Annotated in this window: 42 protein-coding genes, 1 tRNA gene and 1 other RNA gene; 29 read left to right on the top strand and 15 right to left on the bottom strand. The window is 41.7% G+C overall.

Annotation, left to right across the window (positions count from 1 at the left end; translation table 11 throughout):
• Positions 1–83: 83 nt before the first annotated feature.
• The 3 genes from ACZ48W_RS05980 (at position 84) to ACZ48W_RS05970 (ending at position 1904) form a co-directional block, all read left to right on the top strand.
• Positions 84–398 (top strand): ArsR/SmtB family transcription factor, encoded by a 315-nt coding sequence (locus ACZ48W_RS05980; protein ID WP_464827405.1) that lies wholly within the window; start codon positions 84–86, stop codon positions 396–398.
• 95 nt (positions 399–493) lie between these two features.
• Positions 494–877: a DoxX family protein gene (locus ACZ48W_RS05975; protein WP_464827403.1), complete on the top strand. Its 384-nt coding sequence runs from the start codon at positions 494–496 to the stop codon at positions 875–877.
• Between the two features lie 133 nt (positions 878–1010).
• On the top strand, positions 1011–1904 hold the full coding sequence (locus ACZ48W_RS05970) for a bifunctional methionine sulfoxide reductase B/A protein (RefSeq protein WP_464830473.1): 894 nt from the start codon (positions 1011–1013) through the stop codon (positions 1902–1904).
• Positions 1905–2379: 475 nt separating this feature from the next.
• Here ACZ48W_RS05970 and ACZ48W_RS05965 read toward each other — a convergent pair whose 3' ends face one another.
• The 5 genes from ACZ48W_RS05965 to ACZ48W_RS05945 form a co-directional block, all read right to left on the bottom strand.
• A complete protein-coding gene (locus ACZ48W_RS05965) occupies positions 2380–2838 on the bottom strand; it encodes a globin domain-containing protein (protein WP_464827401.1) in 459 nt (152 codons plus the stop codon).
• 49 nt (positions 2839–2887) lie between these two features.
• Positions 2888–3136, bottom strand: a complete 249-nt coding sequence (locus ACZ48W_RS05960; RefSeq protein WP_464827399.1) for a hypothetical protein — start codon at positions 3134–3136, stop codon at positions 2888–2890.
• 34 nt (positions 3137–3170) lie between these two features.
• A complete protein-coding gene (locus ACZ48W_RS05955) occupies positions 3171–3845 on the bottom strand; it encodes a M48 family metallopeptidase (RefSeq protein WP_464827397.1) in 675 nt (224 codons plus the stop codon).
• A 6-nt stretch (positions 3846–3851) separates the two neighbouring features.
• Positions 3852–4298, bottom strand: coding sequence for a toxin-antitoxin system YwqK family antitoxin (locus tag ACZ48W_RS05950; RefSeq protein ID WP_464827395.1), 447 nt, complete (start codon positions 4296–4298; stop codon positions 3852–3854).
• 111 nt (positions 4299–4409) lie between these two features.
• On the bottom strand, positions 4410–5264 hold the full coding sequence (locus tag ACZ48W_RS05945; RefSeq protein ID WP_464827393.1) for an alpha/beta hydrolase: 855 nt from the start codon (positions 5262–5264) through the stop codon (positions 4410–4412).
• Between the two features lie 112 nt (positions 5265–5376).
• Between ACZ48W_RS05945 and ACZ48W_RS05940 the strand changes: the two genes are divergently transcribed.
• Entirely contained in the window at positions 5377–6144 is a 768-nt protein-coding gene (locus tag ACZ48W_RS05940; protein WP_464827391.1) for a TIGR01458 family HAD-type hydrolase, read from the top strand.
• Positions 6145–6168: 24 nt separating this feature from the next.
• Here the strand turns inward: ACZ48W_RS05940 and ACZ48W_RS05935 are convergent, their stop codons facing one another.
• Positions 6169–6816 (bottom strand): hypothetical protein, encoded by a 648-nt coding sequence (locus ACZ48W_RS05935; protein ID WP_464827389.1) that lies wholly within the window; start codon positions 6814–6816, stop codon positions 6169–6171.
• Positions 6817–7003: 187 nt separating this feature from the next.
• Here ACZ48W_RS05935 and ACZ48W_RS05930 point away from each other — a divergent pair, with 187 nt between their 5' ends.
• Complete coding sequence (locus ACZ48W_RS05930) at positions 7004–7324, top strand: hypothetical protein (protein WP_464830449.1); 321 nt, start codon at positions 7004–7006, stop codon at positions 7322–7324.
• Positions 7325–7378: 54 nt separating this feature from the next.
• Here ACZ48W_RS05930 and ACZ48W_RS05925 read toward each other — a convergent pair whose 3' ends face one another.
• Complete coding sequence (locus tag ACZ48W_RS05925) at positions 7379–8506, bottom strand: M50 family metallopeptidase (protein WP_464830448.1); 1128 nt, start codon at positions 8504–8506, stop codon at positions 7379–7381.
• Positions 8507–8700: 194 nt separating this feature from the next.
• Here ACZ48W_RS05925 and ACZ48W_RS05920 point away from each other — a divergent pair, with 194 nt between their 5' ends.
• The gene (locus tag ACZ48W_RS05920; protein WP_464830447.1) at positions 8701–8976 is read left to right on the top strand and encodes a DUF503 family protein; all 276 of its coding nucleotides are present in this window, start codon (positions 8701–8703) and stop codon (positions 8974–8976) included.
• 102 nt (positions 8977–9078) lie between these two features.
• On the opposite strand, the gene ACZ48W_RS05915 is transcribed toward ACZ48W_RS05920, so the two are convergent.
• Positions 9079–9270: a hypothetical protein gene (locus tag ACZ48W_RS05915; RefSeq protein WP_464830446.1), complete on the bottom strand. Its 192-nt coding sequence runs from the start codon at positions 9268–9270 to the stop codon at positions 9079–9081.
• A 241-nt stretch (positions 9271–9511) separates the two neighbouring features.
• Here ACZ48W_RS05915 and ACZ48W_RS05910 point away from each other — a divergent pair, with 241 nt between their 5' ends.
• The 4 genes from ACZ48W_RS05910 to ACZ48W_RS05895 all read left to right on the top strand — a co-directional run bounded on the left by ACZ48W_RS05910 (position 9512) and on the right by ACZ48W_RS05895 (position 14110).
• Complete coding sequence (locus ACZ48W_RS05910; RefSeq protein ID WP_464830445.1) at positions 9512–9757, top strand: hypothetical protein; 246 nt, start codon at positions 9512–9514, stop codon at positions 9755–9757.
• Positions 9758–9916: 159 nt separating this feature from the next.
• A complete protein-coding gene (locus ACZ48W_RS05905) occupies positions 9917–12436 on the top strand; it encodes a cation-translocating P-type ATPase (protein ID WP_464830444.1) in 2520 nt (839 codons plus the stop codon).
• 4 nt (positions 12437–12440) lie between these two features.
• Positions 12441–12617 (top strand): hypothetical protein, encoded by a 177-nt coding sequence (locus tag ACZ48W_RS05900; RefSeq protein WP_464830443.1) that lies wholly within the window; start codon positions 12441–12443, stop codon positions 12615–12617.
• A gap of 272 nt (positions 12618–12889) precedes the next feature.
• A complete protein-coding gene (locus ACZ48W_RS05895) occupies positions 12890–14110 on the top strand; it encodes a YncE family protein (RefSeq protein WP_464830442.1) in 1221 nt (406 codons plus the stop codon).
• 143 nt (positions 14111–14253) lie between these two features.
• On the opposite strand, the gene ACZ48W_RS05890 is transcribed toward ACZ48W_RS05895, so the two are convergent.
• The 4 genes from ACZ48W_RS05890 to ACZ48W_RS05875 all read right to left on the bottom strand — a co-directional run bounded on the left by ACZ48W_RS05890 (position 14254) and on the right by ACZ48W_RS05875 (position 16236).
• Positions 14254–14475, bottom strand: coding sequence for a hypothetical protein (locus ACZ48W_RS05890; RefSeq protein ID WP_464830441.1), 222 nt, complete (start codon positions 14473–14475; stop codon positions 14254–14256).
• 186 nt (positions 14476–14661) lie between these two features.
• Complete coding sequence (locus ACZ48W_RS05885) at positions 14662–15009, bottom strand: hypothetical protein (protein WP_464830439.1); 348 nt, start codon at positions 15007–15009, stop codon at positions 14662–14664.
• Positions 15010–15203: 194 nt separating this feature from the next.
• Complete coding sequence (locus tag ACZ48W_RS05880; protein ID WP_464830438.1) at positions 15204–15686, bottom strand: hypothetical protein; 483 nt, start codon at positions 15684–15686, stop codon at positions 15204–15206.
• Positions 15687–15714: 28 nt separating this feature from the next.
• A complete protein-coding gene (locus ACZ48W_RS05875; RefSeq protein ID WP_464830436.1) occupies positions 15715–16236 on the bottom strand; it encodes a hypothetical protein in 522 nt (173 codons plus the stop codon).
• A 254-nt stretch (positions 16237–16490) separates the two neighbouring features.
• Between ACZ48W_RS05875 and ACZ48W_RS05870 the strand changes: the two genes are divergently transcribed.
• Positions 16491–16715, top strand: a complete 225-nt coding sequence (locus tag ACZ48W_RS05870; RefSeq protein ID WP_464830435.1) for a DUF2905 domain-containing protein — start codon at positions 16491–16493, stop codon at positions 16713–16715.
• A gap of 190 nt (positions 16716–16905) precedes the next feature.
• On the opposite strand, the gene ACZ48W_RS05865 is transcribed toward ACZ48W_RS05870, so the two are convergent.
• From ACZ48W_RS05865 to ACZ48W_RS05855, 3 genes are all read right to left on the bottom strand, one after another.
• Positions 16906–16993, bottom strand: a tRNA-Ser gene (locus ACZ48W_RS05865).
• Positions 16994–17047: 54 nt separating this feature from the next.
• Positions 17048–17145, bottom strand: an RNA gene (gene ffs / locus ACZ48W_RS05860) — signal recognition particle sRNA small type.
• Between the two features lie 152 nt (positions 17146–17297).
• A complete protein-coding gene (locus tag ACZ48W_RS05855; RefSeq protein WP_464830434.1) occupies positions 17298–18377 on the bottom strand; it encodes an ATP-binding protein in 1080 nt (359 codons plus the stop codon).
• Between the two features lie 182 nt (positions 18378–18559).
• Here ACZ48W_RS05855 and rpsJ point away from each other — a divergent pair, with 182 nt between their 5' ends.
• Genes rpsJ through rplR form a run of 18 tightly spaced genes read left to right on the top strand, consistent with a single transcriptional unit; the run spans position 18560 to position 26026 of the window.
• Positions 18560–18871 carry a 30S ribosomal protein S10 gene (gene rpsJ, locus ACZ48W_RS05850; RefSeq protein ID WP_294957971.1) on the top strand — a complete coding sequence of 104 codons (312 nt, stop codon included), beginning with the start codon at positions 18560–18562 and terminating at the stop codon, positions 18869–18871.
• Positions 18872–18880: 9 nt separating this feature from the next.
• Positions 18881–19462, top strand: a complete 582-nt coding sequence (gene rplC, locus ACZ48W_RS05845; RefSeq protein WP_464830432.1) for a 50S ribosomal protein L3 — start codon at positions 18881–18883, stop codon at positions 19460–19462.
• The gene (gene rplD, locus ACZ48W_RS05840) at positions 19462–20052 is read left to right on the top strand and encodes a 50S ribosomal protein L4 (RefSeq protein ID WP_464830431.1); all 591 of its coding nucleotides are present in this window, start codon (positions 19462–19464) and stop codon (positions 20050–20052) included. Before rplC ends, rplD begins: the two co-directional genes overlap by 1 nt.
• Before the next feature lies 1 nt (position 20053).
• Positions 20054–20335, top strand: coding sequence for a 50S ribosomal protein L23 (locus tag ACZ48W_RS05835; RefSeq protein ID WP_464830430.1), 282 nt, complete (start codon positions 20054–20056; stop codon positions 20333–20335).
• Positions 20336–20344: 9 nt separating this feature from the next.
• Positions 20345–21172 carry a 50S ribosomal protein L2 gene (gene rplB / locus ACZ48W_RS05830; RefSeq protein ID WP_464830429.1) on the top strand — a complete coding sequence of 276 codons (828 nt, stop codon included), beginning with the start codon at positions 20345–20347 and terminating at the stop codon, positions 21170–21172.
• 11 nt (positions 21173–21183) lie between these two features.
• Positions 21184–21462, top strand: coding sequence for a 30S ribosomal protein S19 (rpsS, locus tag ACZ48W_RS05825; RefSeq protein ID WP_331862595.1), 279 nt, complete (start codon positions 21184–21186; stop codon positions 21460–21462).
• 2 nt (positions 21463–21464) lie between these two features.
• Complete coding sequence (gene rplV / locus ACZ48W_RS05820; protein WP_464830428.1) at positions 21465–21803, top strand: 50S ribosomal protein L22; 339 nt, start codon at positions 21465–21467, stop codon at positions 21801–21803.
• 1 nt (position 21804) lies between these two features.
• On the top strand, positions 21805–22503 hold the full coding sequence (gene rpsC / locus ACZ48W_RS05815) for a 30S ribosomal protein S3 (RefSeq protein ID WP_464830427.1): 699 nt from the start codon (positions 21805–21807) through the stop codon (positions 22501–22503).
• 2 nt (positions 22504–22505) lie between these two features.
• A complete protein-coding gene (gene rplP, locus ACZ48W_RS05810) occupies positions 22506–22931 on the top strand; it encodes a 50S ribosomal protein L16 (protein WP_464830426.1) in 426 nt (141 codons plus the stop codon).
• The gene (gene rpmC / locus ACZ48W_RS05805; RefSeq protein WP_295421095.1) at positions 22918–23109 is read left to right on the top strand and encodes a 50S ribosomal protein L29; all 192 of its coding nucleotides are present in this window, start codon (positions 22918–22920) and stop codon (positions 23107–23109) included. The genes rplP and rpmC overlap by 14 nt, the downstream gene beginning before the upstream one ends.
• A 10-nt stretch (positions 23110–23119) precedes the next feature.
• A complete protein-coding gene (gene rpsQ, locus ACZ48W_RS05800) occupies positions 23120–23368 on the top strand; it encodes a 30S ribosomal protein S17 (RefSeq protein ID WP_067332469.1) in 249 nt (82 codons plus the stop codon).
• Entirely contained in the window at positions 23368–23736 is a 369-nt protein-coding gene (rplN, locus tag ACZ48W_RS05795) for a 50S ribosomal protein L14 (protein WP_008244848.1), read from the top strand. The genes rpsQ and rplN overlap by 1 nt, the downstream gene beginning before the upstream one ends.
• On the top strand, positions 23736–23969 hold the full coding sequence (rplX, locus tag ACZ48W_RS05790; protein ID WP_464830425.1) for a 50S ribosomal protein L24: 234 nt from the start codon (positions 23736–23738) through the stop codon (positions 23967–23969). Before rplN ends, rplX begins: the two co-directional genes overlap by 1 nt.
• Before the next feature lie 4 nt (positions 23970–23973).
• Positions 23974–24519 (top strand): 50S ribosomal protein L5, encoded by a 546-nt coding sequence (gene rplE / locus ACZ48W_RS05785; RefSeq protein ID WP_464830424.1) that lies wholly within the window; start codon positions 23974–23976, stop codon positions 24517–24519.
• Positions 24519–24704 (top strand): type Z 30S ribosomal protein S14, encoded by a 186-nt coding sequence (locus ACZ48W_RS05780; protein WP_046551842.1) that lies wholly within the window; start codon positions 24519–24521, stop codon positions 24702–24704. Before rplE ends, ACZ48W_RS05780 begins: the two co-directional genes overlap by 1 nt.
• Positions 24705–24717: 13 nt before the next feature.
• Positions 24718–25113, top strand: coding sequence for a 30S ribosomal protein S8 (gene rpsH, locus ACZ48W_RS05775; RefSeq protein ID WP_464830422.1), 396 nt, complete (start codon positions 24718–24720; stop codon positions 25111–25113).
• Positions 25114–25122: 9 nt separating this feature from the next.
• Positions 25123–25659, top strand: coding sequence for a 50S ribosomal protein L6 (gene rplF, locus ACZ48W_RS05770; protein ID WP_464830421.1), 537 nt, complete (start codon positions 25123–25125; stop codon positions 25657–25659).
• A gap of 10 nt (positions 25660–25669) precedes the next feature.
• The gene (gene rplR, locus ACZ48W_RS05765) at positions 25670–26026 is read left to right on the top strand and encodes a 50S ribosomal protein L18 (protein WP_464830420.1); all 357 of its coding nucleotides are present in this window, start codon (positions 25670–25672) and stop codon (positions 26024–26026) included.
• Positions 26027–26028: the final 2 nt, after the last annotated feature.

Raw genomic sequence — 26028 nt, 5'->3', positions numbered from 1 at the left:
GTCATTCCGGCTTATGTTATAATCATATAACCAAAATGTTATATAACCTAATTGTTATATATAATAACTTCAAAAGAGGTTAAATGAAAAGATTAGTACAATTAGCCAAAATATTCAGTGATATGAACAGAGTAAAGATACTGGAACTTATATTGAGAGATGAAGAGATCTGTGTATGCGAAATATGTGATACCCTGGATCTTTCACAGCCTTTAGTATCACGTCATCTGAAACATATGAGAGAAGCAAAGGTGCTTGATTCCAAGCAGGCAGGGAAGTGGGTGACCTATTTTCTGGTCCCGGAACCGGATCCGTTTCTGCAGTGCTGTATCAAAACACTGCAGAAAGAGCCTCCCATCCTGCCGGAACTGGTTGTCTGTAAAACAAAATACTGCTAGTGGTCCGACAGATTTCCGGCCTACTTTGGGTGGCAGGAGAGTATTGCTTACAGATATGGGAAATGCATGATATTATGTCAAAAAAAGGAGTTTTAATGAGTGATAATATAGGAAAACTGATCTTGAGGATCATGGTCGGCGGGCTGTTACTGTTTCATGGTATAGACAAGGCACTGCATGGTATAGCACCTGTCAAAGGAATGCTGAAGTCGCATCATCTCCCCGAAATACTGGCTTACGGTGTCTATATGGGAGAGATACTTGCACCACTTTTTCTAATACTCGGATGGAAAAGCAGATTCTGGGCAGCTGTGATCGTGGTCAATATGGCAATGGCTATCTATCTGACGAAAGCAGGAGTCCTTTTGAAATTGGGAGCACACGGTGCCTGGGCACCGGAACTTCCGATGCTCTATCTTTTAGGTGCATTGGCCATTGTATTCCTAGGATCGGGAAAATATGCGATCATGAGGGACTAGTACATTGAAATTGCACAGTATCTGTGTATAGTACGTGAAAAAAGGTAGACTGATGCAAAGAGTATTATGGGTCTTACTGGCACTGTCTGTCACATTTATCGTGGCAGAGGATACCAGACCATGGACAACAAAACTGAAGAATCTCAATACGCTTGAAAAGCATGTGATTGTTGACAGGGGTACAGAACGTCCTTTTTCCGGCAAATATGTCAATACGTCAGAAAAGGGGGTTTACAGATGTAAAGTATGTGACATGCCCCTTTACAGGTCTGATGACAAATTCAACTCCCATTGTGGATGGCCGAGTTTTGATGATGCCATCCCCGGAGCCATTAGAGAAATACCGGATGCGGACGGCAGGCGTACGGAGATCGTCTGTGCAAATTGCGGGGCGCACCTGGGACATGTCTTTAAAGGTGAGGGACTCACAAAGAAAAATGTACGCCATTGTGTCAACTCTGTCTCTTTACAGTTTGATAAAAAGATGAAATCCCCCAAGAACGGGGAGAAAACGGCAGAACAGACGCCTGCCAAGGCGGATCTCCTGAAAAAAGCATACTTTGCAGGGGGTTGTTTCTGGGGTGTGGAGTATTATCTTGAAAAGATACACGGGGTCAAAGAGGTCACCTCCGGTTTTATGGGCGGTCATGTGAAAGATCCGGGCTATTATGATGTTGTCCGTAAAAATACAGGGCACCTGGAGACGGTCGAGGTACTTTATGACCCTTCAAAAGTAAGCTATGAAACGCTGGCAAAGACTTTTTTTGAGATACATGATCCTACACAGACGGACGGGCAGGGGCCCGATATAGGAAGCCAATACCTGTCTGCTGTATTTGTCAGTACTCCCCAAGAGAAGAAGATGATTAAGAAGCTTATTGGAATTTTAGAAAGTAAGGGGTTGAAGATAGCAACCAAAGTGTTGCCAAAAGCGCCTTTTTACTCTGCTGAAGAGTATCATCAGAACCATTATGTCCGTAAAGGAGGGAAGCCTTACTGTCATCGACGTGTGAAAAGATTTGACTGAAATTTTTGAGAAGTTTTCTTTATTGGAAAACTTCTTATGATTTTTTATGATTTTAGATTTCCTGTCATTCAGGATTGAGATGTTGTTTTTCCTTGTTACTTTTTTCTTTTTTATACTGCGACAAAAGAGAAAAAAGTAACCAAAAAAGAAAAAAACGCAAGTCTCTGGCGTGTTTTAGTACCATGTAAGTAGATACAATTTTTATAGGCTGTAGCTATTGCCATTACGTTGAGTAGTTGTTGTGAGATAAATCACAGAAATGGCGATAGCCTAGGCATATTATAAAAACATTGTCGTGGCGAACGCCCTTGAAAGCGATAGCGATTCGAGAGCCACGATGCTTTTTTTGCTTCATTTTTTTCTAAAAAAAATGACGAGAGAAACAACACCACGATTCAAATAAGAGGAAATCCAACAAAACATAAACATATCAATGCAGATTAAAACTACATTCATGCGGAAAGTAGAGCAAAACCTACACCCTGGTATTTATCATCCAGATAGAAAATACATTGATATAGTCCCAAAAACTTTGCAGGTTCTCATCGCTGGCTTTTCCTTTGAGCGGCTGCAAAGCCTCTTCAAAGGTCACAAGCCAGTGCAGTCTTGCATCAGGGGTGATGGCAAAGGGCGCATGTCTTCTTCCCATTTGGGGTGCTCCGCGGTTCTGGTTGAAGTAGGGTGTGCCTCCACAGATCTGTATGAAAAAATCCGCAGAGGTCTGTCCTGCCTGTTTCATCTCTTCTCTGTTTTTGGGGAAAAGGTGGCTGATAGGGCTTTCAAAGAGTCCCATATAGAATCTGTCGAGCAGTGCCCGCATCCCCTCTTCGCCTATTTCTGTTAAAAATGCCGGGTTTGGTTTGGTGACCGGAGGGTTATACCCTTCCTGATAAGGGAGTATAGAAAAGTTGAGTGAATTTGCAGAAAAGTGCATAAAATACCTTTTTTCTAAAGGTTATAACATGAAAAGATCCAGCTGTCAACTAGTGACATCCGCCTGTACCGCAGCTTCCTCCTCCTTCTACGGCAAAACTGTTCGTATATCCGCATTCCGCACATTCGAAAGAGAGGATCTTCGGACCGGAACATCCGCCTGATCTCTGGTCGGAAAGTTCAATGGATCTCTGGTGACATTTAGGACAAAAGCCCCGTTTTATACTGTCAAGCTGTTCTTTCTTCTCTTTAAGATAATAGATATAGACACTTACCGATCCTACAAGGATGATAAGCATGAAGGCTAAAAGATAAAAATCGATAGGAGACTCCTCAGGTGGTATAGTTTTTCAGTTCGGCAATGCGTTCCCTGTAATCAGGCAAATGCTCTTCAATGCAATGCCAAAAACTCTTTTGATGGTGTTTGTGCCTGATATGGGCCAGTTCATGAACGATGATGTATTGTATCACAGATAACGGAAGCTTCATAAGCATGGTGTTGAAACTCAGCACATTCTTCCCTGAGCAGCTGCCCCATTGCCGTTTTGTTTTTCGAAAACGTACACTTTCCGGTATAAGAGACATGTGGCGGGACCATTTTTCGACAAGAGGAGGGACGCACAGCTCTGCCTCTTTCCTGTAAAAGTCATCGATATGTTTTTGAAAGACCTTTTCATTGTAAGTGTGGTAATAGAGTAAAAATACTTCCCGGTCAAAGATAAGCCGGGTTCTTTTTTTTGCATGTTCCCGCAGCTGAAGCGGGTAGGCACGGCCTTGATAATAGAGTGTTGTCTTTTCGGAAAAATCCGAAAGCCTTCCTTTCTTCTGCAAAAGTTTTTCTCTGGAGTGGCTGATCCACCCGGCTTTTTTCAGCAGAAGCTGTTCGATGTAGTGAGGGGAGACTTCCGGAGACTTGATGACGAGGTTCCCCCCGTCGTCAAAAGAAAGATAGGTATGTTTTAATTTAGGATTGACGATATGTGTGTATTGCGGTAGAAGGGCCAACATCAGGGATCAGTTTATAATTCTTCCGTTTTTGAATATGACCTGCTTATTGATGGTACCGTCCTGGTTGTAGGTCGCTGCTTTACCCTCTTTTACATTATTGACGTAAGTGATGGAGATCATCACATCGCCATTCGGATAGTAGGCTTTTTCAACGCCATGTTTCTCCCCGTTCACGTAGGGTACGGTCCTGATCCTGCGGCCTTTTGAATCGAACCATGTCTCGGTACCGTTCTTCACCCCGTTTCTGATGTTGACAGTGGAGGTCAGTTTCCCGTCATAGCCGTATTTTTTCAGCAGACCATTCTGTCCGGTCGAGTCGGTCATGAAAAATTCGGAACGGAGCTTTCCTCCCGTGAAATACTCTTTTTTAACCTTTCCTCCCAGACCGGGCCCCTCACAGGCAGTAAAGAAAAGAAAAGAGAAGAGAAGAAGAAATAAAGATGTTTTTTTCATAGATGTACCTTCATATTTTGTTTATAGTATGGACATTAGTATACTATAAATTACTTTGTCTTTCAAAACGGTCCGGCACTCTTCATATCGGATCTCTTGCTGATGCTTCCATCATGTTATGTTTTGAATAAATGCCAAAGTTTTTTTGACCACAGTTTCATCATCCAGGATGCTTCTGTGTCCCAGTCCCCGGGTCTCTTCAAGTACTGCCCATGGCCATTTCCGGCATAAAGCCTGAGAGTGTTCTATGCCGATCTCCCTGTCCCCTTTGTCGTGGAATATCAGTGTGGGAACATGAAATCCGGAGTCGAAGAGCTCCTCCCAGTCCTTTCCGTACTTCTGAAATCCCTTTTGATTGTGTTTCCATGTATAATCACGCATTTTTTCTGTGATATCAGGAGGGATACCCAGGTGTTTTGCAAAATTATCAGAGACAGAGATCACATCATGGATCGGTGCGACAAGGACCAGTTTTTCGGTGGCTAAACCCAGTTTCGAAGCGACGGTCACAGCTGCGCCTCCGAAAGAGTGGGCAATGATACATTCTACCGCCCCAGTATGCTTCAACACCGCCCGTACACTGTCCGCCCAGTTCGCCAGGTCCGAGAATGCACCTTTACTCTCTCCGTGGTGCAATGCATCATAAGAGATGACCCGGTAGTTGTTCCTGAGTAGTATTTCCGTAAAATGGCTCATACTTCTTGAAGTGGTTGACCAGCCGTGTACCAGGAGTACAGCCGGATGTTCCTCTCTTCCCCAGCGGTATCCCTGCAGTGTTGCTTTTCCGTAAAGCGGGACAGAAAATTTCACTGCTTCGGGCAGGCCCTTTTCATAACGGTTCTTTCTTTTGCTGTTGACCGGGTGATGAAAAAGTCTGTATGCCGAAACTACGGCCAGAGAAGGGAACAGGCGGCTGACAACGGCAAAATACATACGTATGAGTTTCAGCTGTATCGGATGATGCATGACCCTGCCTCCTCTTTATGAAGTAGATAACTACAGTGCTTCTGTTATTATAGTCAAAAATAATGATATAGTATAATAATGTATCGAGAAACCGTTCAGAAAGGAGTCATTCATGAAAAAGATAAAAGGTCTGGTCTTTGATATTGGCGGAGTACTGTATGTGGGAAACCGTGTGATCAGCGGTGCTGCCGATACTATTTCCTGTCTGCAGCAGCATTATCCCCTTCGTTTTGTAACCAATACAACCAGACGTGTACCTTCAACCATCATTGAAAAACTCTCGAATTTCGGGTTCAATATCAACAAAGAAGAACTTTTTACGGCACTGGATGCTACAAAAAATTATGTTTTATCAAATCATGCTACTGTACAGACCGTGCTGACAGATGAGGCCGACCGGTATTTTGACTCCCTCAAATCAGACCATCCGGATTTTGTAGTAGTAGGGGATGCCTATACCAATTTTGATTATGCACATATGAACAGGGCATTCAGAGCACTTACAAATGGTGCTTCACTTATTGCAGCAGCAAAAAACAGATATTTTAAAGATGATGACGGGGTACTGTCCATGGATGCCGGCGGTTTCATCTCCGCATTGGAGTTCGCATCAGACAAAGAAGCCAGGATCATAGGTAAACCCAGTCAAACCTTTTTTCATCTTGCCGTAGAATCGATGGGACTCCAACCTCATGAAGTTCTTATGATAGGAGATGATATAGAATCAGATATCCTGGGCGCGCAGAATGCCGGGCTTAAAGCGGTACTTGTCAAAACCGGAAAGTTCCGGGAGAGTGATCTTCACAGAGGGATAGAGCCTGACTATATCCTTGAAGATGTCAATGCCCTGTTGAACCTCCTGTCTGTTGAAGGAGGATGAATCAGGCGGAAGAGAGAAAATGGTTTAAAGATTCTTCCCTTTGATATACTCTGAATAAAAGATATAAAGAAAAGCGCCTGTCCCCAGAAGAAAGCCTGTCAGGAACAGACCATACGGGAAGGGGGCAGGGAGTCCCTGTTCCGTTACGGAGGGACCGGGGATGATGAATGAAATGATGATAAGAAGTGTTGCAAGAAGTTCAAGCAGTATCATCTTCCTGCCAAAATGCAAAAAACGGTTCTGATGGTTATATACCAGTATGGTGGTACCGACAGATACAAGTCCGATGGAGACAAGGAGAGGTGCCCAGACCGGCCCGACCCACGGTACAGGGATCAGAAAAAGTATATCCCATGTCTCCAGGCTTGCCGGCCAGCCGAGAAGCAGTTTCAGAAAAACATAGTAGAAGATGTCCCATATCCCGAACAGTACGATAAAAGCTGCCATTCTGCTTTGCAGTCTCCTATAGGCCAGGCATACGGTTGCCCATAGGATGAGCAGTGTCACTGCTTCACGCATCACTTCAGTCAGCATAATATGCTTTTCCATAATGACAAGAGAAAGGGTGAATCCTTCAGGATAATAGATCTCTCTCAGATAGACGACGACCGCCGCTTCCATGTAGCCGAACAGGATCCCCCATACCATCAGCCGGAACAGATGCTTGTTCATGATCTTCCTCCATTTCCTTATTCCTCTTTGGCCTATTATAGCATGATGACCGGACACAGCATATGCCGGTCTGCCATTTAATAGAGTATTAAGATGGGAAGGCATACAATGCTGTACAAATATTTCGGAAGCAGAGGGAGAACCCATCTTTGCCGAACTTTTATAGAAAGACAGTATAAGAGCCAACATGAAAAAACGTATCAAGTCCGCAGCAGAGCGTGCTGCAAAAAATCCTGTATTGCAAAAAAGTGCCCGGTCGCTGAAGCCGAGCCAGAGTATCTGGGGGGTATTGGGTGTAGTACTTTTCTTTATCGTGCCGGAGATCGCAGGGTTCATCTGGGGAGAGGAGATCACTGCCTGGGCGCATGTCCATACTCTGACCGAACCGACAGAGACGGAAAGACAGCTCTACTGGGTACTTGAAAAGCTTTTTGAAGAAGGTGGAAGCTGGGTCAACCTCGGGATAGGAGTACTGCTTCTGGTATGGCTGTTCCGAGACTGGAAGTAGACCAGGACCGATAGTCCACAAAGCTAAGAACAAGGAGTTCGGCGAGGGATTGTTCTACTCTTCCAGCTCCATCTTCAGTGTCAGAAATTCGAGCAGGTCCTTAAGGGTAACGATCCCTGTCATCTTTTCATGTTCCCTGACCAGCAGACGGCTGAGTCCGGTTTCGTTCATTTGGGTGAGTGCATCTTTGATAGGGGTGTCTGGGGATATGGAATTCTCCGGACCGATCGGCTGCATCGCGCTGCTGACCGGAAGGTGCTGCCACTCTTCGCGCGGAACTGCTTTGAGTGCCTGGAGTGTGATAATCCCAGAAATGTCATTTCCCTCAGTGACAGGAAACATCTTGTAATGGTAGCGGTAGAGATAGGCATCAAGAAATTCCTGCAGTGTTGTTTTTGAAGGCACAGTCACGGGGTCCGGGGTCATGAAATCACGTACGGTCTTTCCTTCAAAGGATTGTTTTACCAGCAGATTTTGATATGAAGCGTTGGCAGCATTAAAGAGAAAAGACCCGATGAGTATCCACCACAATCCCCCTATGAAATTACCTCCGATCAGATTCATAAATCCTACGAAGATGATGGCTATGGCAAATATCAGACTGATACGTGAAGCCATCCTCGTCGCCCAGCGGATGTCGCCTTTTATCCACCATAGAGCGGAACGTAGTATCCGTCCGCCGTCCGTAGGAAATGCCGGTATCATGTTGAATATTGCAAGCAGCATATTAATGGCACTGAGATACCCTAGTATCCCTATGAGTGGTACGGGTGCTTCGATGATGGTAGTGACTTGATATAAGGCAGCGAAGAGAAGGGAAAGTATGAAGCTGGCTATGGGGCCTGCGATGGCCATGAGAAATTCGGTTTTTGGGCTGTCAGGTTCATCTTTCATTTCGGCTACACCGCCGAAGATAAAGAGTGTGATACCTTTTATTTGAAGTCCGTACTTGCGGGCTATGAGTGAGTGGGAGAACTCATGGATGATGATGGAGACAAAGAGCCCTATCGCCCCGAACAGTCCCATCAGCCAATAGGTTCGTATGTTAAGATCCGGGAAATAATTGGGGAAAAGTCCCTCAGCAAGCGACCAGACCACCAAAAAAAGGATGATCCCCCAACTCGCATCGATCGATACGGTAAAACCAAGCAGTTTGAAGAGTCTCATTTTTCTTTTTAACATTTTGTACCTCTATGGTTTTTATTATAGCGGTTTTTGTAATGTAATAGTATAGCCTATTTTTGGGATGGGCCAAGGTTTACTTTCCTCACCTGAATATTACTGAAGATCGATCAGAGAAAATTGCTTTGCCCTTTGCCGGATTCAATGACAGACCCTCATTTCCCCATAAAACAAAAATCAGATACAATATACCCATGATTATCTGTAACTGCATACTTCACATAGACCTACCGTATGTCCAATCACTCAAAGGACGCAGGAGTGTCACCAACAGCATGAAAGAGAAGCTCAAAGCCTTTAACCTCTCTGTGCTTGATGTCAGTGGCGAATACGCCAAAGAAGCTGACATTGCTTTTGTTTTTCTCTCTCCAAACCCCCTTGGAGCTGCGCAGTACCGTGAGAAGATAGAGAAGATGCTTGAGAGAAATTTTTCGGAGTATCACTATGATCTGGAGTATGAAGAGATCTGATTTATATATGTGGGAGTCAATACATATTTTACAATAATTCTTATTTGATATTCTCAGAACGGTAAACATGGTAAAGAAAAATGCCTATCCCTGTGAAGAATCCTATGAGGAACAGGTACTACGGCAGAGGGAGGAGAAAGAAGATGTCTGTCCCATGTAACCAGGCTTTCCGGCCAGTCCGGAAGCAGTTTCAAAAAGATGTAGTAGAAGAAATCCCATATACCAAACAGTATGATAAAAGCCGCGATCCGGCTCTGCAGCCTCTATGTATCCGAACACTGCACCCCATACCATCCTCCATTTGTATATTAAGAGGTTTCAATTATAGTACTGGTTGGATGCTTTTATCTGTAATATGATAAGATAGTTATAAAGAGTACGCTACCATTAAGCTAAGAGACTATATGAATATTTTTGGAACCGATACTTTAGCTTCGGTGGCTGTTCAGGTGAAGCTAAAGTATCACCTTCCAGAACAAAAACCTTAGCTGAATGGCAGTGAAGGTCAACTCTGAAGTCAAAGAAGGAGATGTAAATGAAAATGTATGTTTATAATTCAGATGTCGGAAGATTTGAAATAAGAATGATCGGACATAAAAGATACGAACTTTGGATAAATGAGGAGATGCTCGGCTCTTATGACAGTGCTGAGCGTGCAGCACAGGATGTTGCAAACTTCAACACCGACTATGTCGAATGGGACAGATTTAAGAACGAATGTGAAAACTTTCCGACAAATCTAGGCCAATGGGCAGAGATCAAAGAAGAGAGACCTGAATAGCAGATCTCTGATCATCATCTTTTTTGACCTCCAGACTAATAGACTTCTTGCAAAATTGAATAAAAAGGTAAACAGCTTATAGCACATCATCTTTCATTTTATAAGTTTTGTAAGAAGTCTAATGATATGCAGAAGTTTTCTGCGTAAGAGGGGCAAACCATGACTATTCCAAAACATCCTCATGTCGAAACGGTTGAATCGTTGGCAGAACAGTTAGAGACCTCAAAAGAGGGATTAAGTCATGCCGCTGCAGAAAAAAACTTCTCTATCTACGGTCCAAATGAGATCCGGGAGAAAAAACACAATCTTTACAGACTCTTTTTTGCACAGTTTAAAAGTCCTTTGGTCTATGTGCTGGTAATAGCTGCCACGCTTTCTTTCTTTTTGGGAAAGATGCATGAAGGTTTGCTGATAGTGCTTATCATCCTTATCAATGCATTTATCGGATTTTGGCAGGAGGTCAAAGCATTCTCCTCTATCAAAGCACTTAGAAAACTGACTGAAAGCAAAACCGAAGTCAAACGTGAAAACCAGGTATTTGCCATCCCTTCTGCAGAGCTTGTACCCGGAGATGTCATCATCTTAAATGAAGGAGATATTGTACCTGCCGATATACGCCTTTTTGATACAGAGGGACTGGTGATCGATGAATCGATTCTTACAGGAGAGTCTGTACCGGTACAAAAAGAGGCAGAGCTTACCTTGCCGAGGGAAACCCTTCCCTATGAACTGGACAATATGGCACTCTCCGGGACTACCGTAACCAAAGGTAATGCGGAAGGGTTTGTGGTATTTACAGCAGAACAGACGTATCTTGCGTCTATCGCCGGTAAAGCAAAAGAGGAGTCTCCTGTGACCCCTCTGACCAAAGCACTGGAAGTCTTTATCAAAAAACATATGTTTATCCTGCTTGTGATCATCGCCTTTACTGCTATCCTTGCCCTTTGGCAAGGCAGAGAGATGATAGAGGTCATCTATCTGGTCATTGCTGAACTGGTTTCTGCCGTACCGGAAGGCCTGCCGATCGTCGTGACACTGGTACTCACGATCGGTGCGATGACGCTCAGTGTCCAAAAGATCTACATCCGTCATCTGCCTTCTGTTGAAACCCTGGGAAGCGCTACGGTTATCGCTTCAGATAAGACCGGTACCATCACTCAGGGAAAACTCAAGGTAGAAGAGGTCTTTTCTCTTCAAGAGAGCTTCTCGTATACCGTTTCAGCCCTTGCCAATGAATCGATAGAAGGGAAAGGAGATCCGGTAGATACTGCCCTTGCATTTTGGGTCGGCAAAGAGTATGAGAGCATCAGACAAAAATACCCCCGTGTCAACCTTTACCCTTTCGATACCAAATACAGACTGATGGCAAGTTCCAATATGGTTCAAAAAGAGCATAGGATCTTTGTCAAAGGTGCTTTTGAATCACTCAAAGGATTTGCCACGAACAAGAAAGATTTTGAGACCCTTGAAAAAGAGCATGACAAACTGGCTTCCAACGGGTTAAGGGTCATTGCATTGGGTACAGGAGAGTACACGACAGATGATATCGACAGATGGCAGATCGAGATAGTGGGATTGGTAGGCTTTTTGGACCCTCCCAAAGAGGGGGTTTTAGAGGCAGTAAAGACGGCACAAAAAGCAGGTGTGAAAGTGATGATGATCACAGGGGACAACCCCCTTACTGCTGCTGCAGTTGCAAAGTCGGTAGATATCTACAAAGAGGGGGACCTGGTTGTCGGTGGAAAAGAACTTAACGATATGGATGATGAAGCACTCGAAGAGATTTTACCCAAAGTCACTGTTTGGGCAAGAGTGCTTCCTGAACACAAATACCGTATCGTTAAAGCATTGCAAAAACAAGGAGAGATCGTTGCCGTGACGGGTGACGGGGCCAATGATGTACCGGCGCTCAAAGCTGCAGATCTGGGGATCGGTATGGGAGGCGGCACCGATGCGGCAAAATCTGCTGCGAACATGGTGCTTGCCGACAACAACCTCTCTGTCATCGTCGATGCGATCAGGCAGGGGCGGACTATTGCCAGAAATATACGAAAAGCGATCTATTTTCTCGTCTCTACAAGTTTGGATGAAGTGATACTTATCACCGGTGCGATCTTCATGGCACTGCCGCTGCCGCTCTATCCGGTACAGATCTTATGGATCAATCTCGTTGCAGACAGTGCACTGGATAAAACCTTTCCATTTTTAAAAGATGAAGAGGATGTCATGCGCAGAGCACCAACCAGACTGCATGAACAATTTTTAGATAAAACACAGCTTTTGCGGGTACTTTATGCCGCTCTGGTGATCAGTATGGGGGCACTCTTTTTATATATCTGGATGCTGGATCATTATAGCCAAGAGAGTGCGATATCCACACTCTTTACAGCCTTTGTCATTGCTACATGGGTCAACGGTCTGCAGTCACTCAAAGAGCATGAACCCTTTTTGAAGAACATAAAAAAATCATTGCATATCAATCCATATATCTTTTACGGTATTGGTATCGGTCTGATATTTCAGCTGTTTGCCATCTATGTACTTTCAGACGTTTTTCATACCCTTCCGCTGAATGCAGAGTCACTTACGATGATCGGTCTGATGACACTGTGGGTATTCGGCATGATAGAGATACGCAAATGGGCGGAGTATCTGTGGGGTAAGAACAAAAATCCTTAGCCTAATGAAATGGAAGATGGGTGGATTACTTGCAATAAAAAGTTTCGATCTAAAAGAAGATCAAAAAGACTACAGTGAATCATTTTTAATTAAGATCCACAGTGATGAAACAAATATCTATATAGATATGCTCAATGCATATGCTATTTTCTCTCTTCTTCACAGATGTAGAAGATCCTGACCTGTTCCGGAGTCAAATCTGCTCACTGCACCATGCTCTTGATCCCTCCCGAATGTCAACTATACACACCAGTTGAATTATCAAAGCAATACAGCCATGATCTGCTTAAAGTTAAGGGACTTTGTATTCATATTGCATTCATATTGCGACGGTAGAATGGTCCCTACAGTGCAGAGGTGGAACTTCTATACTTTACTACTCAAACCCTCGGTGTAACCCTAAGCATTGAGAGGGTTCTCTTATCATATTGACTCCAAACAAAAGGAATTATCATGCGTTACTGTCTTTTAATGATCTCTACTTTTTTGTTTCTTGGTTGCGGCAAGCACATGGATGATGCCGCTACAGAGGTAACAACGACAAGCACCATACTCTATTATGGTGATATAACGAACAATGATGTTGTCGCTCTCGATACGGCAGAAATGCAACTTAAAGAGACGATCAGCAGTAACGGAATGTATCCTTATGAAATAGCCCAGGCGCTTGATGAAGAGCTTTATGTTCTCAATAGAGCTGACTATACCATAGGTATCTTGGACAGCAGCACCAATACCATTGGCTATGAAATAGATTTAAGTTTTTATCCGCGTTCGATCAGTATTCAGGGCAGTGATATTTTGTTAACAAGTACCAATGAGCCGGCCGCTGCGGTCATTACATCAAATGTAGCCTCCCCCTCTTACTCTGACTCCCCTTATGTAACACCCATCTCTTATGGAGGAGAGAATGCGACAGGACATCCGATCTGGGTGGATAATGACTATTTTTTACTCTTGGACAGAACAGAAAACAGTATAGAGCTTTATCTTAAAGACGGATATACGCCTGTCTCTAAAATAACAACACAAAGCAGTGTACATCATGTGATGTATAGAGATGGATACTATTATGGTATCTGCGAGGGAGAACAGAATGCAAGCTCTCCGGGGGTAGTTAAATTCTCTGTGGCAGAGGGAAAAATCACACTAGAAACAGAGCGGTTACTCAGTTCATTCAGTAACCTTCCGGATGATTTCAACAGTGCTTCCTGGGGAGCCCATCATGGGGTGCTGCATCCTACCGCGGGTTATATCTATATCGGTTCAGCTGAGGGCAATGTATTTGTATTGGATCTTCTGCAATTGGAGTTGGCAGATACATTCAGATCGGGAAAAGGGGTAGGGCATTTTAGCTTTTATGATACTATGCTGATCACAACCAACCATTATGATAGTTTTAAATCATTTTATGATGCAACTGATCCAACATCGCACAAGCTCATCAAAGAGTTGACATTCTCTGATCAAATCTATTCTGGCATCACGATGCAGTCACATACTTCGCATATAGTAGATCAAAAGCTCTATTTTATGTTCAATACCGATCAAACCAGTACACTGTACAAAATAGATCTGGAAACTATCACTATTGAAAATAGCGTGACCTTGCAAAATCGTTATTGCCTCATGGGTAGTTTTGTTGAGAGTACAACTCTAGTGAATGAAATGTAGCCGGTTGATATTTGATTCCAAAGGTCAAATATTAAAAATCTGACATATTTTATAGTTTGCCTTTACAGGCAGAATATATAGTCTAAGAGGCTTGCAGGTAATGCTTGACAGGGATTTGGCAGAGCTTTATGTATCTGAAACTCTTATTTGTTAAAAGCTTCCATGGCCTTATTTTGTTCTTCTACCCGTTTGTTACTCTCTCTGAGAGACTTTTTAGCCATATCGATGGCATCAACACGACTGTCAAGATAAGTATCTGCCGGATTCTTCACTGTTTCGGGACAGCCTTCTTTCGGAGTCTCTTCGCAGGCAGTGAAAATAAGGAAGCCTAGTGTGCAGAGTATGAGGGGGTGGCTATTTCTCATGAGGGTGCCTTTTGTGTTTTATAGGTTAGTATAGCATAGATGACGGAGTGATCGGGATTCTCCCTGTTGCGATGGTATTTGGAAAAATGAGTGTTGCCTTTCAATGATCGGAAAGCAGCAAAAGACCGGGAAGAACAATATTGAAAACGAAACATCTCCTGCAATACTGTTCTGTGCTGCAACAGGTTAAAAATCTTCCTTTAATTCATATGCATCGTAAGAGGCAGAGATACAATATATCTTGTTGATTTCCAAAATATCCTTTTTGGTAACCGTCTTCAGCCCCAGAGTCTCTGCAATGTTTTTAATCGATCGGATCACATGGGGGTCCATTGTAGTGATCTCGATCAGCAGATCCCCTTTGTACCCTGTATAGGTCCGGATATCTATAATATCAAATTCAAGTGCCTTCCGAATGATCTCTTTTCGCTCATGACTCATACTTTTCTCTGAGGCAGGAAGATGTGATGCTGATTTCCCGTATGTCCAAATGTATTCATCTGTTTCAGTTCCATTTGAAGGCTTGTCATTCATCTTATATCCTTTATACTGGATTGTCTATACAAAATTATAGCACATAAGACAAATCCGGTAAAGGAAATATGGATTGTCTCAAGCTATGAGGAGGGATATGGTTGAGAGGGGGGAATAGGGAAAAGGTAGTTTGCCCCCTCTTTTTTGATTTTATACACCCATTTTTAAATAGTTAACAGTAAATATTAATCAGATTAAATCTTGTTTACTTCTTTGATGGCTGGCATAGGTATGAACTTTTCTTCTTCCACATTTTTAATATATTGTACACCTGTAAATCTACGAATTACTTTTCCTCTATTCATCAGTATGAATTCTCCACCAACTATTTTGTTATTAATTCGTTTGATTTTGGATGTAATCAAATATTTTTCACCTGCTTTAGCATTAAATTTAAAAAGTCCAAAAATAGAATCATACCATTCACTAACTACAAGAGTTGTTTTACCAGGGTGTATTCTGCTTATCATACCATTATCCATTGGTAAACCATTTATTTGAAGCATTGAGATAGATGAGTCACCAAAAATAGTGGCAGTATGTTCTTTATCTGCTATACATTCTATATATGCATGTGCTTCTGATACCTTAGGTTGATTATAAAAACCCATACATCCTGTAAATAAAAAAATGACAGATAACATCATCCATTTTATATTCTTATTTTTAGATATCATTTAGCTTTCCCTTTTTTTCTATTTTATATTAAAGTTTTGAGATATAATCATCAAGCCATTTATTATTTGGTAAGTTTATATTTTCGTCAAAATACTCACTTTCTTTATATCCTTGTGATAACTCTTTTATCGCTTTTTCTTTTTTGATAGTTTCAAGGTCTGCAACCATCTTAAATGTATACATACTATATGCATGAGCAACATAAACATTGTATTTGATATATTTTGTTTCATTTGCTTTTAGTGTAACATCAATACGAACAGGTTGTGGAATATTAATTGGTGGTTTTTGGTTTTGATGAAAATAGACTATGACACTATGCCTTCCCGGCTTAACATCTATTTCAATATAAGATTTTCTCCATAATCCTCCTACCATTTTTTTGTCAACCAAAACATGTGATATATCGATAGCACTACCTGCACCTGGTGCTCTACAAATAACTAAACGTGCCTTTCCTGTTTTAGGTGGCTTAACTGCATAAAGCGGACCACTTGCCCCACATCCTATTAAAATGAAACTAAATAATATAGATATTAATATTTTCATATTCTTCTCCCCTTTGTAAATTATTTTTAATAGTATAATCTAAAATAAATATTATATTGATGTAAATTTTAAAATACTAAACAAGAATATCTATAATACTTTTAAATGTCTTTTACTTATTTCAAGACAGAGAAAACACAATGAGAGGGGAAAGACAGAAGATAAAAAAAGGGGGACGAAAAAAGGGGGACAGGCTGCTTTTCATCTAAAAATAAACTTCATCCCAAACACACCGGCTATGCTATAATCATAAAATGAAGCAGCAAAAAGGAACAACAATGGGAGATATTCTGATCATGATCGGGGTTGGGCTTGTGGTGGCTGGTATAGTGTACAAGCTTGGTCTTTTAGGGTGGTTCGGTCATTTACCGGGGGATTTCAGCTATCAGGGTGAACATACCTCTTTTTTCTTTCCGCTCACCTCCATGATACTGATCTCCATCATTGTCTCGCTTCTAATACGTCTGTTCGGCAGATAGCAACATAAAAAATATAGAGTCTGGTACTGAAAAATAAACCAACTTCATCTGCTGACTGAAACAAGTCCTTATTAAAGGTTAAGCCCATATCGTTTAATAGTGAATTCTCTTATTAAAAGTTTATTGGAAGATCTTTATAGGAGGAATATAAATGTAAAAGTAGTGGATAATTGTTGTGGGAGTAATTAACTGGCAGAGAGGAAGGGATTCGAACCCTCGATGAGTTGCCCCATACACGAGTTCCAGTCGTGCGCCTTCGACCACTCGGCCACCTCTCTATGATACATACTTTAAAAACATGAGTGGATGTTTCGCTTAAAGTTGTGAAGTACCCCTTCCCAGATTACTGCGGCACACAGTAAAGAGAGGTGGGCTGCTATGTTCCCATCCTGACCCGTTGTCCCTCAGTACCATTGCACAGGTCTGAAAAGAGGCAAGCGAATTTTAGCGAAAGATAGCTTATAGGAGTTTGAAGAAGGCGTGTTACGTGCTATGTATTACGCGTTACGATGTGGATGCGGAATATAAATAGTATTTTAAGAATTATGCAAGAGTAAAACCCGCAAACTACACTTAACACTTTTAATCCTCTTCGTCATTCAGAATACTCCACTCATTGAATGGCAGTGCTTCAAAATGCAGTTTTTCTATATCGTATTCGTAAGAGTTGGCCACTGTTACGATGGTGACTTTTTTAATGCCGTATTTCTTGTAGAGTGAGAACTTGTTCTGTGACTTTACCCAGAGACTCTCCTCGCTCTCAAAGGGTGCAGGGATGATCAGCTCATTCTCTTTGGTGACATACCCGTGGATGCCCAGTGTCTGTACATCAATATGGTGTTTCATGAGGGCAAGGGCTATCATGGTGTCGAACTGCATGATGAAAGGCTGTCCTACAGTGAGATATTTTGCAAAGGCAAAGTCAAAGAGCAGCATCTTCTTTCCTGACTTCTGGTAGCGGTCATCTATAAAGAATACCAGTTTCTCTTGAGTAAAAAGCTTCATCGTTCTGTAGAGCCAGTCTTTGGAGACCTTGAACTTCTCCTTGGCAAAGGTATAGATCTGATGGATGGTGAGATGCTTGGTATGGTGCTGCGCCAGAATAAGGAGCAGTTTCTGTTCATTCGTGTCAAAAGAGCTCTGAAAAAAGGTTTTCATAGCCTGGGTGTATGTCTTTTGGGTACGTGCAAGACCGGGCAGTGTACCGGAACGCAAAAAGTGGTTGAAGCCTCTGCTCTGTGCCGAGCCGGTCTCAAAAGCAAGGAACTCCTCATAGTCCAGGGGGAAGAGTTCAACAGGAGTCAGTGTACTGTCCCAGAGTCTGATACGTGAGAGAACAATGAGCCTCTCCACGCTCGGGAAAGAGGGAAGCACCTCTTCCTCATAGTGGTCCAGAATAAGCAGTGTGATACCTGTACGGTCAATGAACTGTTGCAGGGTAAGGGATGAAAGAGGGTTGAAGATTAGGTTGGGATCTTCCATATCTATATAGAGTGAAGTCTCATCATCTTCTTCTGAGAGCAGATCGAGTACCATACTGGTCTTACCTGCTCCACGTACCCCGTAGAGGTTGATGTCGCCTTTGGACGGAAGGTGACATTTTCTGGTGACATAATTGTCACTGACCGGATGCTGATTTTGATAATATTCAAGTAAATTCATGCATATCCTTCCTTTTTAAAAGGAAATATTTTTTCATATTGTAGCGTTTTTAGCCTGAATTGTATTGCACCTTTCAAAAACTTTGGGTATAATTCGCGTTCCTAAATTTATGTTAGAGGGTTGAACCCCTGTGTTTAGGCACCCAGGCTTTGCCTTGCTAACGAGTTCTTTAAAGGGTAAATATGGAAAAAATTAGATTAAAGCTTAAAGCTTATGATCACAGAGTACTAGACAGATCAGTTGCTGCTATCGTAGACGCAGTTAAACGTACAGGTGCAGAGATTAGAGGGCCAATTCCAATGCCAACTAAATTGAAGCGTTACACTGTTCTTAAATCACCGCACGTAAACAAAGATTCACGTGAGCAGTTTGAGATCAGAATTCACGGAAGAATGATCGACATCGTTTCGGCTACTTCAGACACAATCGATTCACTTATGAAGCTGGATCTTGCGCCTGAGATCGAAGTTGAGATCAGATCAATGGACAAGTAGGAGTAGAGAATGGAATTTATTGTAGAAAAAATTGGTATGAGCAGAACTGTTGATGTACCAAGTGTTCCAGTTACACTTCTTAAAGTCGTTGAAGCGAAAGTTTGTGAAGTGAGAGAAGACGGAAAAGCACTTGTTGCATATAACTCAAGCAAAAAACTCAATAAGAGCATTGAAGGTCAGCAGACTAAATTCGGTGTATCCAAAGAGTTCAACAAATTTATGACGATTGAAGTAGCTGAAGGTACTGAAGCGGGTGATCTTAACCCGGCAGCACTGGCTGAAGCGGCTGTAGTGAAAACTTCCCTTAACACTAAGGGTAGAGGTTTCCAAGGTGGTATGAAGCGTCACGGATTCGGCGGCGGACCTGGTTCACACGGACACAGATTCGGTAGACGTATCGGTTCTATCGGTAATGCCGAGTGGCCTGGACGTGTTCAGAAAGGTAAGAAAATGCCTGGACAATACGGTAACACTAAAGTAACTGTAAAAAATGACGTTGTGTCATTTGATGCTGAGAACGGCATCCTAGTATTAAAAGGTTCAATTCCTGGTCATAACGGTGCCAGAGGATTGGTAAGGATAGTTAAATAATGAAAACAACAGTAATCAAAACAACAGACCTTCCGGCATCATTCCTGGAAGTTCACCCACACAACCTTTACCTTTACTGTAAAGCGTATGCGGCTGGACTTAGAGCAAATACTGCTCAAACCAAGAACAGATCAGCAGTGAGCGGTGGTGGTAAGAAACCATGGGCGCAAAAAGGTGGCGGACGTGCAAGAGCAGGTTCATTGAGATCACCGATCTTCGTTGGCGGTGGTGTTGCATTCGGACCAAGCACGAACAAGAACTATGATCAAAAAGTAAACAAAAAGCAAAAGAAGCTTGCTCTCTATCATGCAATCGCAGAGATGGCAGCGAACGAAAAACTTTTTGTTGTGGATAACATCGCAATTGAGTCTGGTAAAACAAAAGATGCATTGGCATTTGTGAACAGCCTTGAGCAGAGAGATGTACTTGTAGTAAAAGAGATGATCGATGACAAGACTTTCCTTGCATTCAGAAATCTCCAGAACGCATACCTTATTGAACCAAATGAGCTTAATGCATATCTTGCAGCGGCATATCACTCTATCGTGATCGAAAAAGCTGTATTTGAAAAATTGACTAAAGAGGCTTAAGATGGCAGATATTACAGATATTAAATCAATTATGTATACAGAGAAGAGTTTGGCTCTTCAGGAAGATGGTGTCATCGTAGTTCAGACAACTCCAAGAATGACTAAAAACGGTCTTAAAGAAGTATTTAAAGAGTTCTTCGGGATCAATCCACTTAGAGTGAACTCAATGAGAGTAAACGGTAAAGTGAAAAGATTTAAAGGTATTGAAGGGAAAAGACCAGATCTTAAAAAGTTCTATGTCAAGCTTCCTGAAGATGCAAAAATCGAAAGCTTAGCGGTATAAGGATAGTAGATGGCAATTAAAACATATAAACCAACCACACCTTCACGTCGTTACATGACAAACCTTGACAGTGGTGATATCACTGCTAAAGCAAGTGTTAGAGCACTACTTAAAAATCTTCCAAGATCTGCAGGTAGAAACAGTAACGGTAGAATCACTTCTCGTCACAGAGAAGCAGGTGCTAAAAAACTTTATAGAATCATTGATTTTAAAAGAAACAAATTCGGTATCGAAGGTACAGTAGCAACTGTTGAGTACGATCCGTACAGAAACTGTAGAATCTGTCTTGTCAAATATGTTGACGGTGACAGAAGATATGTACTTCAGCCAAAAGGCCTGAATGTAGGTGACAAAATCATGTCAGCAGAGTCAGGACTTGATATCAAGACCGGTAATGCAATGAAACTGATGAACATCCCTGTAGGTACATTGGTGCACAACATTGAGTTAAGCCCTGGTCACGGCGGTCAGATCGCACGTTCAGCAGGCGGTTATGCGCAGATCATGGGTAGAGACGGTAAATACGTTTCTCTCAGACTTCCGTCAGGTGAGATGAGATACGTTCTTGGTGAATGTTTGGCGACTATCGGTGCTGTTGGAAACGAAGACTTTTCTAACATCGTTATCGGTAAAGCTGGTAGAAGCAGACACCTTGGTATCAGACCACAAACACGTGGTTCTGCAATGAACCCTATCGATCACCCACATGGTGGTGGTGAAGGTAAAACGAATTCAGGTCGTCACCCGGTATCTCCTTGGGGTATGCCAACTAAGGGTTACAAGACTCGTAAGAAAAAAGCTAGTGATAAGTTAATTATCTCTAAGAGAAAAAAGTAAGGGGCTGAGATATGGCAAGATCGACAAAAAAAGGTCCATTCATCGATGGTCACCTAATGAAAAAAGTGCTTAAAGCAAAAGAAGAAGGTTCTAATAAACCTATTAAAACTTGGTCAAGAAGATCTGTGATCTTCCCTGAGTTTATCGGTTTAACGATCAATGTACACAACGGTAGACAATTCGTACCTGTGTTCATCACTGAGAACCATGTAGGTTATAAACTTGGTGAATTTGCACCAACAAGAACATTTAAGGGCCATAAAGGTTCTGTTCAGAAGAAGGTAGGTTAATTATGAGTAGAGCATTATTAAAATTCGTAAGAGTTTCTCCTACAAAAGCTAGACTGATCGCTAGAGAAATACAGGGTATGAATGCAGAGTTAGCTTTGGCTTCCCTTGAATTTATGCCTAACAAAGCAGCCGGAATCATCTCTAAAGTGATTGCATCAGCAGTTGCCAACGGTGACTTTGAACCTGAAGAAGTAACAATTACTTCTTGCAGAGTGGATAAAGCAGCGGTTATGAAAAGATGGAGACCAAGAGCTAGAGGTACAGCATCTAGAATTATTAAACCAACAGCACACATCTTGGTTGAAGTTGGTGTAGCTGAAAAAACTGGGGAGGACGCATAATATGGGTCAAAAAGTCAATCCAATAGGTCTTAGACTTGGAATCAACAGAAACTGGGAATCAAGATGGTTCCCGGCAAAAGGAAGAACAGCTGATTTTATCGCAGAAGATTACAAGATCAGAAAATTCCTTAAAAAAGAACTTTTCTATGCAGGTGTTTCCAACATCATCATCGAAAGAACAGTAAAGAAGTTGAGAATCAACATTGTTACAGCGCGTCCTGGTATCATCATCGGGAAAAAAGGTGCGGATATCGAAAAATTGAAAGCAACACTTATCAAAATGCTTGGTAAAGATGTAGCGATCAACATCAAAGAAGAGAAACGTCCTCAAGCTTCAGGTCAATTGGCAGCAGAAAACGTTGCAACACAACTTGAAAGAAGAGTTGCTTTCAGAAGAGCAATGAAAAAAGTGATCCAGGGAGCCCTTAAATCAGGTGCTAAAGGGATCAAAATTTCTGTATCCGGACGTCTTGGCGGTGCTGAGATGGCAAGAACTGAGTGGTACTTAGAAGGTAGAGTTCCTCTTCATACACTTAGAGCGAAGATCGATTATGGTTTTGCAGAAGCACATACTACTTATGGAATCATTGGTATTAAAGTATGGATCTTCAAAGGTGAAGTACTTGCAAAAGGTATCCAAGCGGAACCAAAAGAAGAGAAAAAAGGTGGTAGAAGACCATCTAGAAAAAGAGGTGAATAATCATGTTAATGCCTAAAAGAACCAAATGGAGAAAGCAACAAAAAGGCCGTAATCGCGGTAAGTCTTTCAGAGGTAACAAGATTGAGTTCGGTGATATCGCGATCAAAGCAACTGAGGCTGGTAGAATTGATTCCAGACAGATCGAAGCTGCGCGTATTACTATGACAAGAAAAATCAGCAGAACCGGTAAGACCTGGATCAGAGTATTCCCGGATAAACCACTTACAGCAAAGCCGCTTGAAACAAGAATGGGTAAAGGTAAAGGTGGTGTTGATAAATGGGTTATGAATATCAAGCCAGGTAGAATTATCTTTGAAATGGCAGGTGTTGAAGAGACTCTTGCAAGAGAAGCATTAACATTAGCAATTCATAAAATGCCATTTAAGTGTAAAATTATCACTGCAAAGGATAGTAATGAATTATATTGATTTGAAAGACAAAAGTGAAGCAGACCTTGTAGCGATGCTTAAAGAGAAAAAGCTTGAATTGTTCACATTGAATGCAAAGCAGAAGACTATGCAGTTAACGAACACTGCTGAGTTAAGAGTAGCGAAAAAAGATATCGCAAGAATCCAGACAGCATTAACTGCTGCTAGATCGAAGTAAGGGGTCATTTATGCCAAAAAGACAAATAACAGGTACTGTGATTAAAAAGGCTGGAGACAAAACTGCAACTGTATTGGTTGAGAGAAGAGTACTTCACCCAAGATATCACAAAACAGTAAAAAGATTTAAAAAATATCTTATTCATGATGAGAAGAACGACATAAATGTTGGAGATACAGTGACTGCAATTGAATGTAGACCACTTTCCAAAACAAAAAGTTTCAGACTTCTTGAAATCGTGAAGAGAGGAGAAGTGTAATGATCCAAGGTTTTACTAGATTAAATGTAGCAGATAACTCTGGTGCCAAAGAGATCATGTGTATCAAGGTTCTCGGCGGATCTAAAAGAAGATATGCATCTGTAGGCGATGTTATCGTTGCTTCTGTAAAGAAAGCACTTCCAACAGGAAAAGTAAAAAAAGGTAAGGTTGTCAAGGCTGTTGTTGTTAGAACAAAAAAAGAGATCCAGAGAGAAAACGGTTCACTTATCAGATTTGACGACAATGCCGCAGTAATCATCGATGACAAAAGAGAGCCGATCGGTACACGTATCTTCGGCCCTGTAAGTCGTGAAACAAGATATGCAGGATTCATGAAAATTGTATCACTTGCACCGGAGGTATGGTAATGGCGAAGAAGTTCAAGATCAAAAAGGGTGACCAGGTATTGGTTATCGCTGGTGATGACAAAGGTAAAACGGGAGAGGTTCTTCAGGTTTTAACAAAGAAAGATGCAGTAATCGTTGCAGGTTGTAAAATGGCTAAAAAAGCTGTAAAACCAAGCGAGCAGAACAAAGAGGGTGGATTTGACAACAAAGAGATGCCAATCCATATCTCAAACGTAAAAAAAGTAGAGGGCTAATCCTATGAGTAGAATGAAGCAAAAGTACAATGACATCGTTCCTGCACTCAGAGAAGAGTGTGGGGTTGCTAATCCGATGCAGACACCTAAGCTTGAAAAAATAGTTATTTCTGTTGGTGCCGGTGAAGAGGGTAAAGACTCTAAACTTATCGCAAACATGACAGATACTATTTCTCTTATCGCTGGACAAAAAGCAGTGGTAGTTATGGCTAAGAAATCTGTTGCAGGTTTTAAGGCTAGAGAAGGTGCACCAAGTGGTATCAGAGTAACACTTAGAGGTGACAACATGTATAACTTCTTTGATAAACTCGTATCTATTGCACTTCCAAGAGTAAAAGACTTTAGAGGTACACCAAGAAAAGGTTTTGACGGTAGAGGTAACTATAACTTCGGTCTTCAAGAGCAATTGATGTTCCCAGAGGTTGAGTTTGATAAAGTGATCAAAACACATGGTATGAATATTACTATTGTGACAAGCACTGAAGATGACAAACAAGCATTCACGCTTTTAGAAAAGCTTGGTATGCCTTTTGCTAAAGGGAGAAACTAATGGCTAAGAAATCAATGATAGCTAAGCAGAAGAGAAAAGCAAAATTCTCTACGCAAGCATATACAAGATGTAACATTTGTGGTAGACCTCACTCAGTATACAGAGATTTTGGTCTTTGTCGTGTGTGTTTAAGAAAAATGGCCAATGAAGGCCTCATCCCTGGTATGCGTAAAGCAAGCTGGTAAGGAGAAGAAAAAGATGATGACAGATATAATTGCAGACTCTCTTACTCGTATAAGAAATGCTGCGCAAAGAAAACTAGACGTTACGACACTTCTTCACTCTAAAACGATTGAAGCGACTGTATCTATTTTGGTAGATAAAGGTTACCTTGAGAGTTTCAAGATCAAAGAAGACGGAAATAAAAAAACGATTAAAGTGGTTCTTAAGTATGACGATAATGAAAAAAGCGTGATCAATGAACTTAAAAAGATCTCTAAGCCTGGCAGACGTGTTCACAAAGGTAAAGATGAGATCAGAACATTTAAAAACGGTTACGGTACTTTGGTAGTTTCAACTAGCCAGGGTGTTCTTGCTAATGACGAAGCGTTTAAACGTGGAATCGGCGGTGAAGTAATCTGTAGTATTTGGTAAGGAATAAAGATGTCAAGAATAGGAAAAAGACCAGTAACTGTGGCAAGTGGTATTGATGTATCACTCGACGGTACGACTCTCGTGGCTAAAAAAGGCAATCTTGAAAAAAGACTTGAAACTCACGGAAGAGTGGATGTTACTATTGATGGAAACGAAGTTACTTTTTTAAGAAAAGGTGATGAAAAGCAGGATGCAGCGTTCTGGGGAACATACAGAGCACTTTTCAATAACATTATCATCGGACTTGATAAAGGTTTTAGTAAATCTTTAGAGATCAACGGTGTTGGTTACAGAGCAGCTGTAAACGGTAAAGTACTTAACCTTCAATTGGGTTATTCTCATGATATCAATTTTGATATTCCTGAGGAACTTGAAATCAAAGTAGAGAAGAACATCATTACGATCAACGGTAGTGACAAGCAGGCAGTAGGTCAGGCCGCTGCTGAGATTAGAGCGTTCAGACCGCCAGAGCCTTACAAAGGTAAAGGTGTGAAGTACACAGATGAAGTAATCATCAGAAAAGCTGGTAAAGCAGCTGGTAAGTAAGGAGCGGTAGATGTTAAAAAGTATTCAAAAAAGAAAAAATAAACTTCGAGCTCAAAGAAAAGCCAGAGTAAGAGGTAAGATCTTCGGTACAGATACTCTTCCAAGACTGACTGTATTTAAATCCAATAAGCATTTCTATGCTCAAGCGATCGATGACAATGCCGGTATAACACTTGCATCTGCAGACGGAAGAAAACTTGGACTTAAAGTAAACCAGGAAGATGTAAAAAAAGTAGCTGCAGAGATGGCTAAGAACCTTGCTTCTAAAAATATCGAAACTGTTGTATTTGACAGAAATGGTTACCTTTACCACGGTGTTGTTGCGTCATTTGCTGATGCGCTTAGAGAAGCCGGAATTAAGTTTTAAGG

The sequence above is a fragment of the Sulfurovum aggregans genome, from assembly GCF_055385215.1.
The sequence above is the reverse complement of the archived record's forward strand: the minus strand, read 5'-3'. Positions and strand labels throughout refer to the sequence as shown.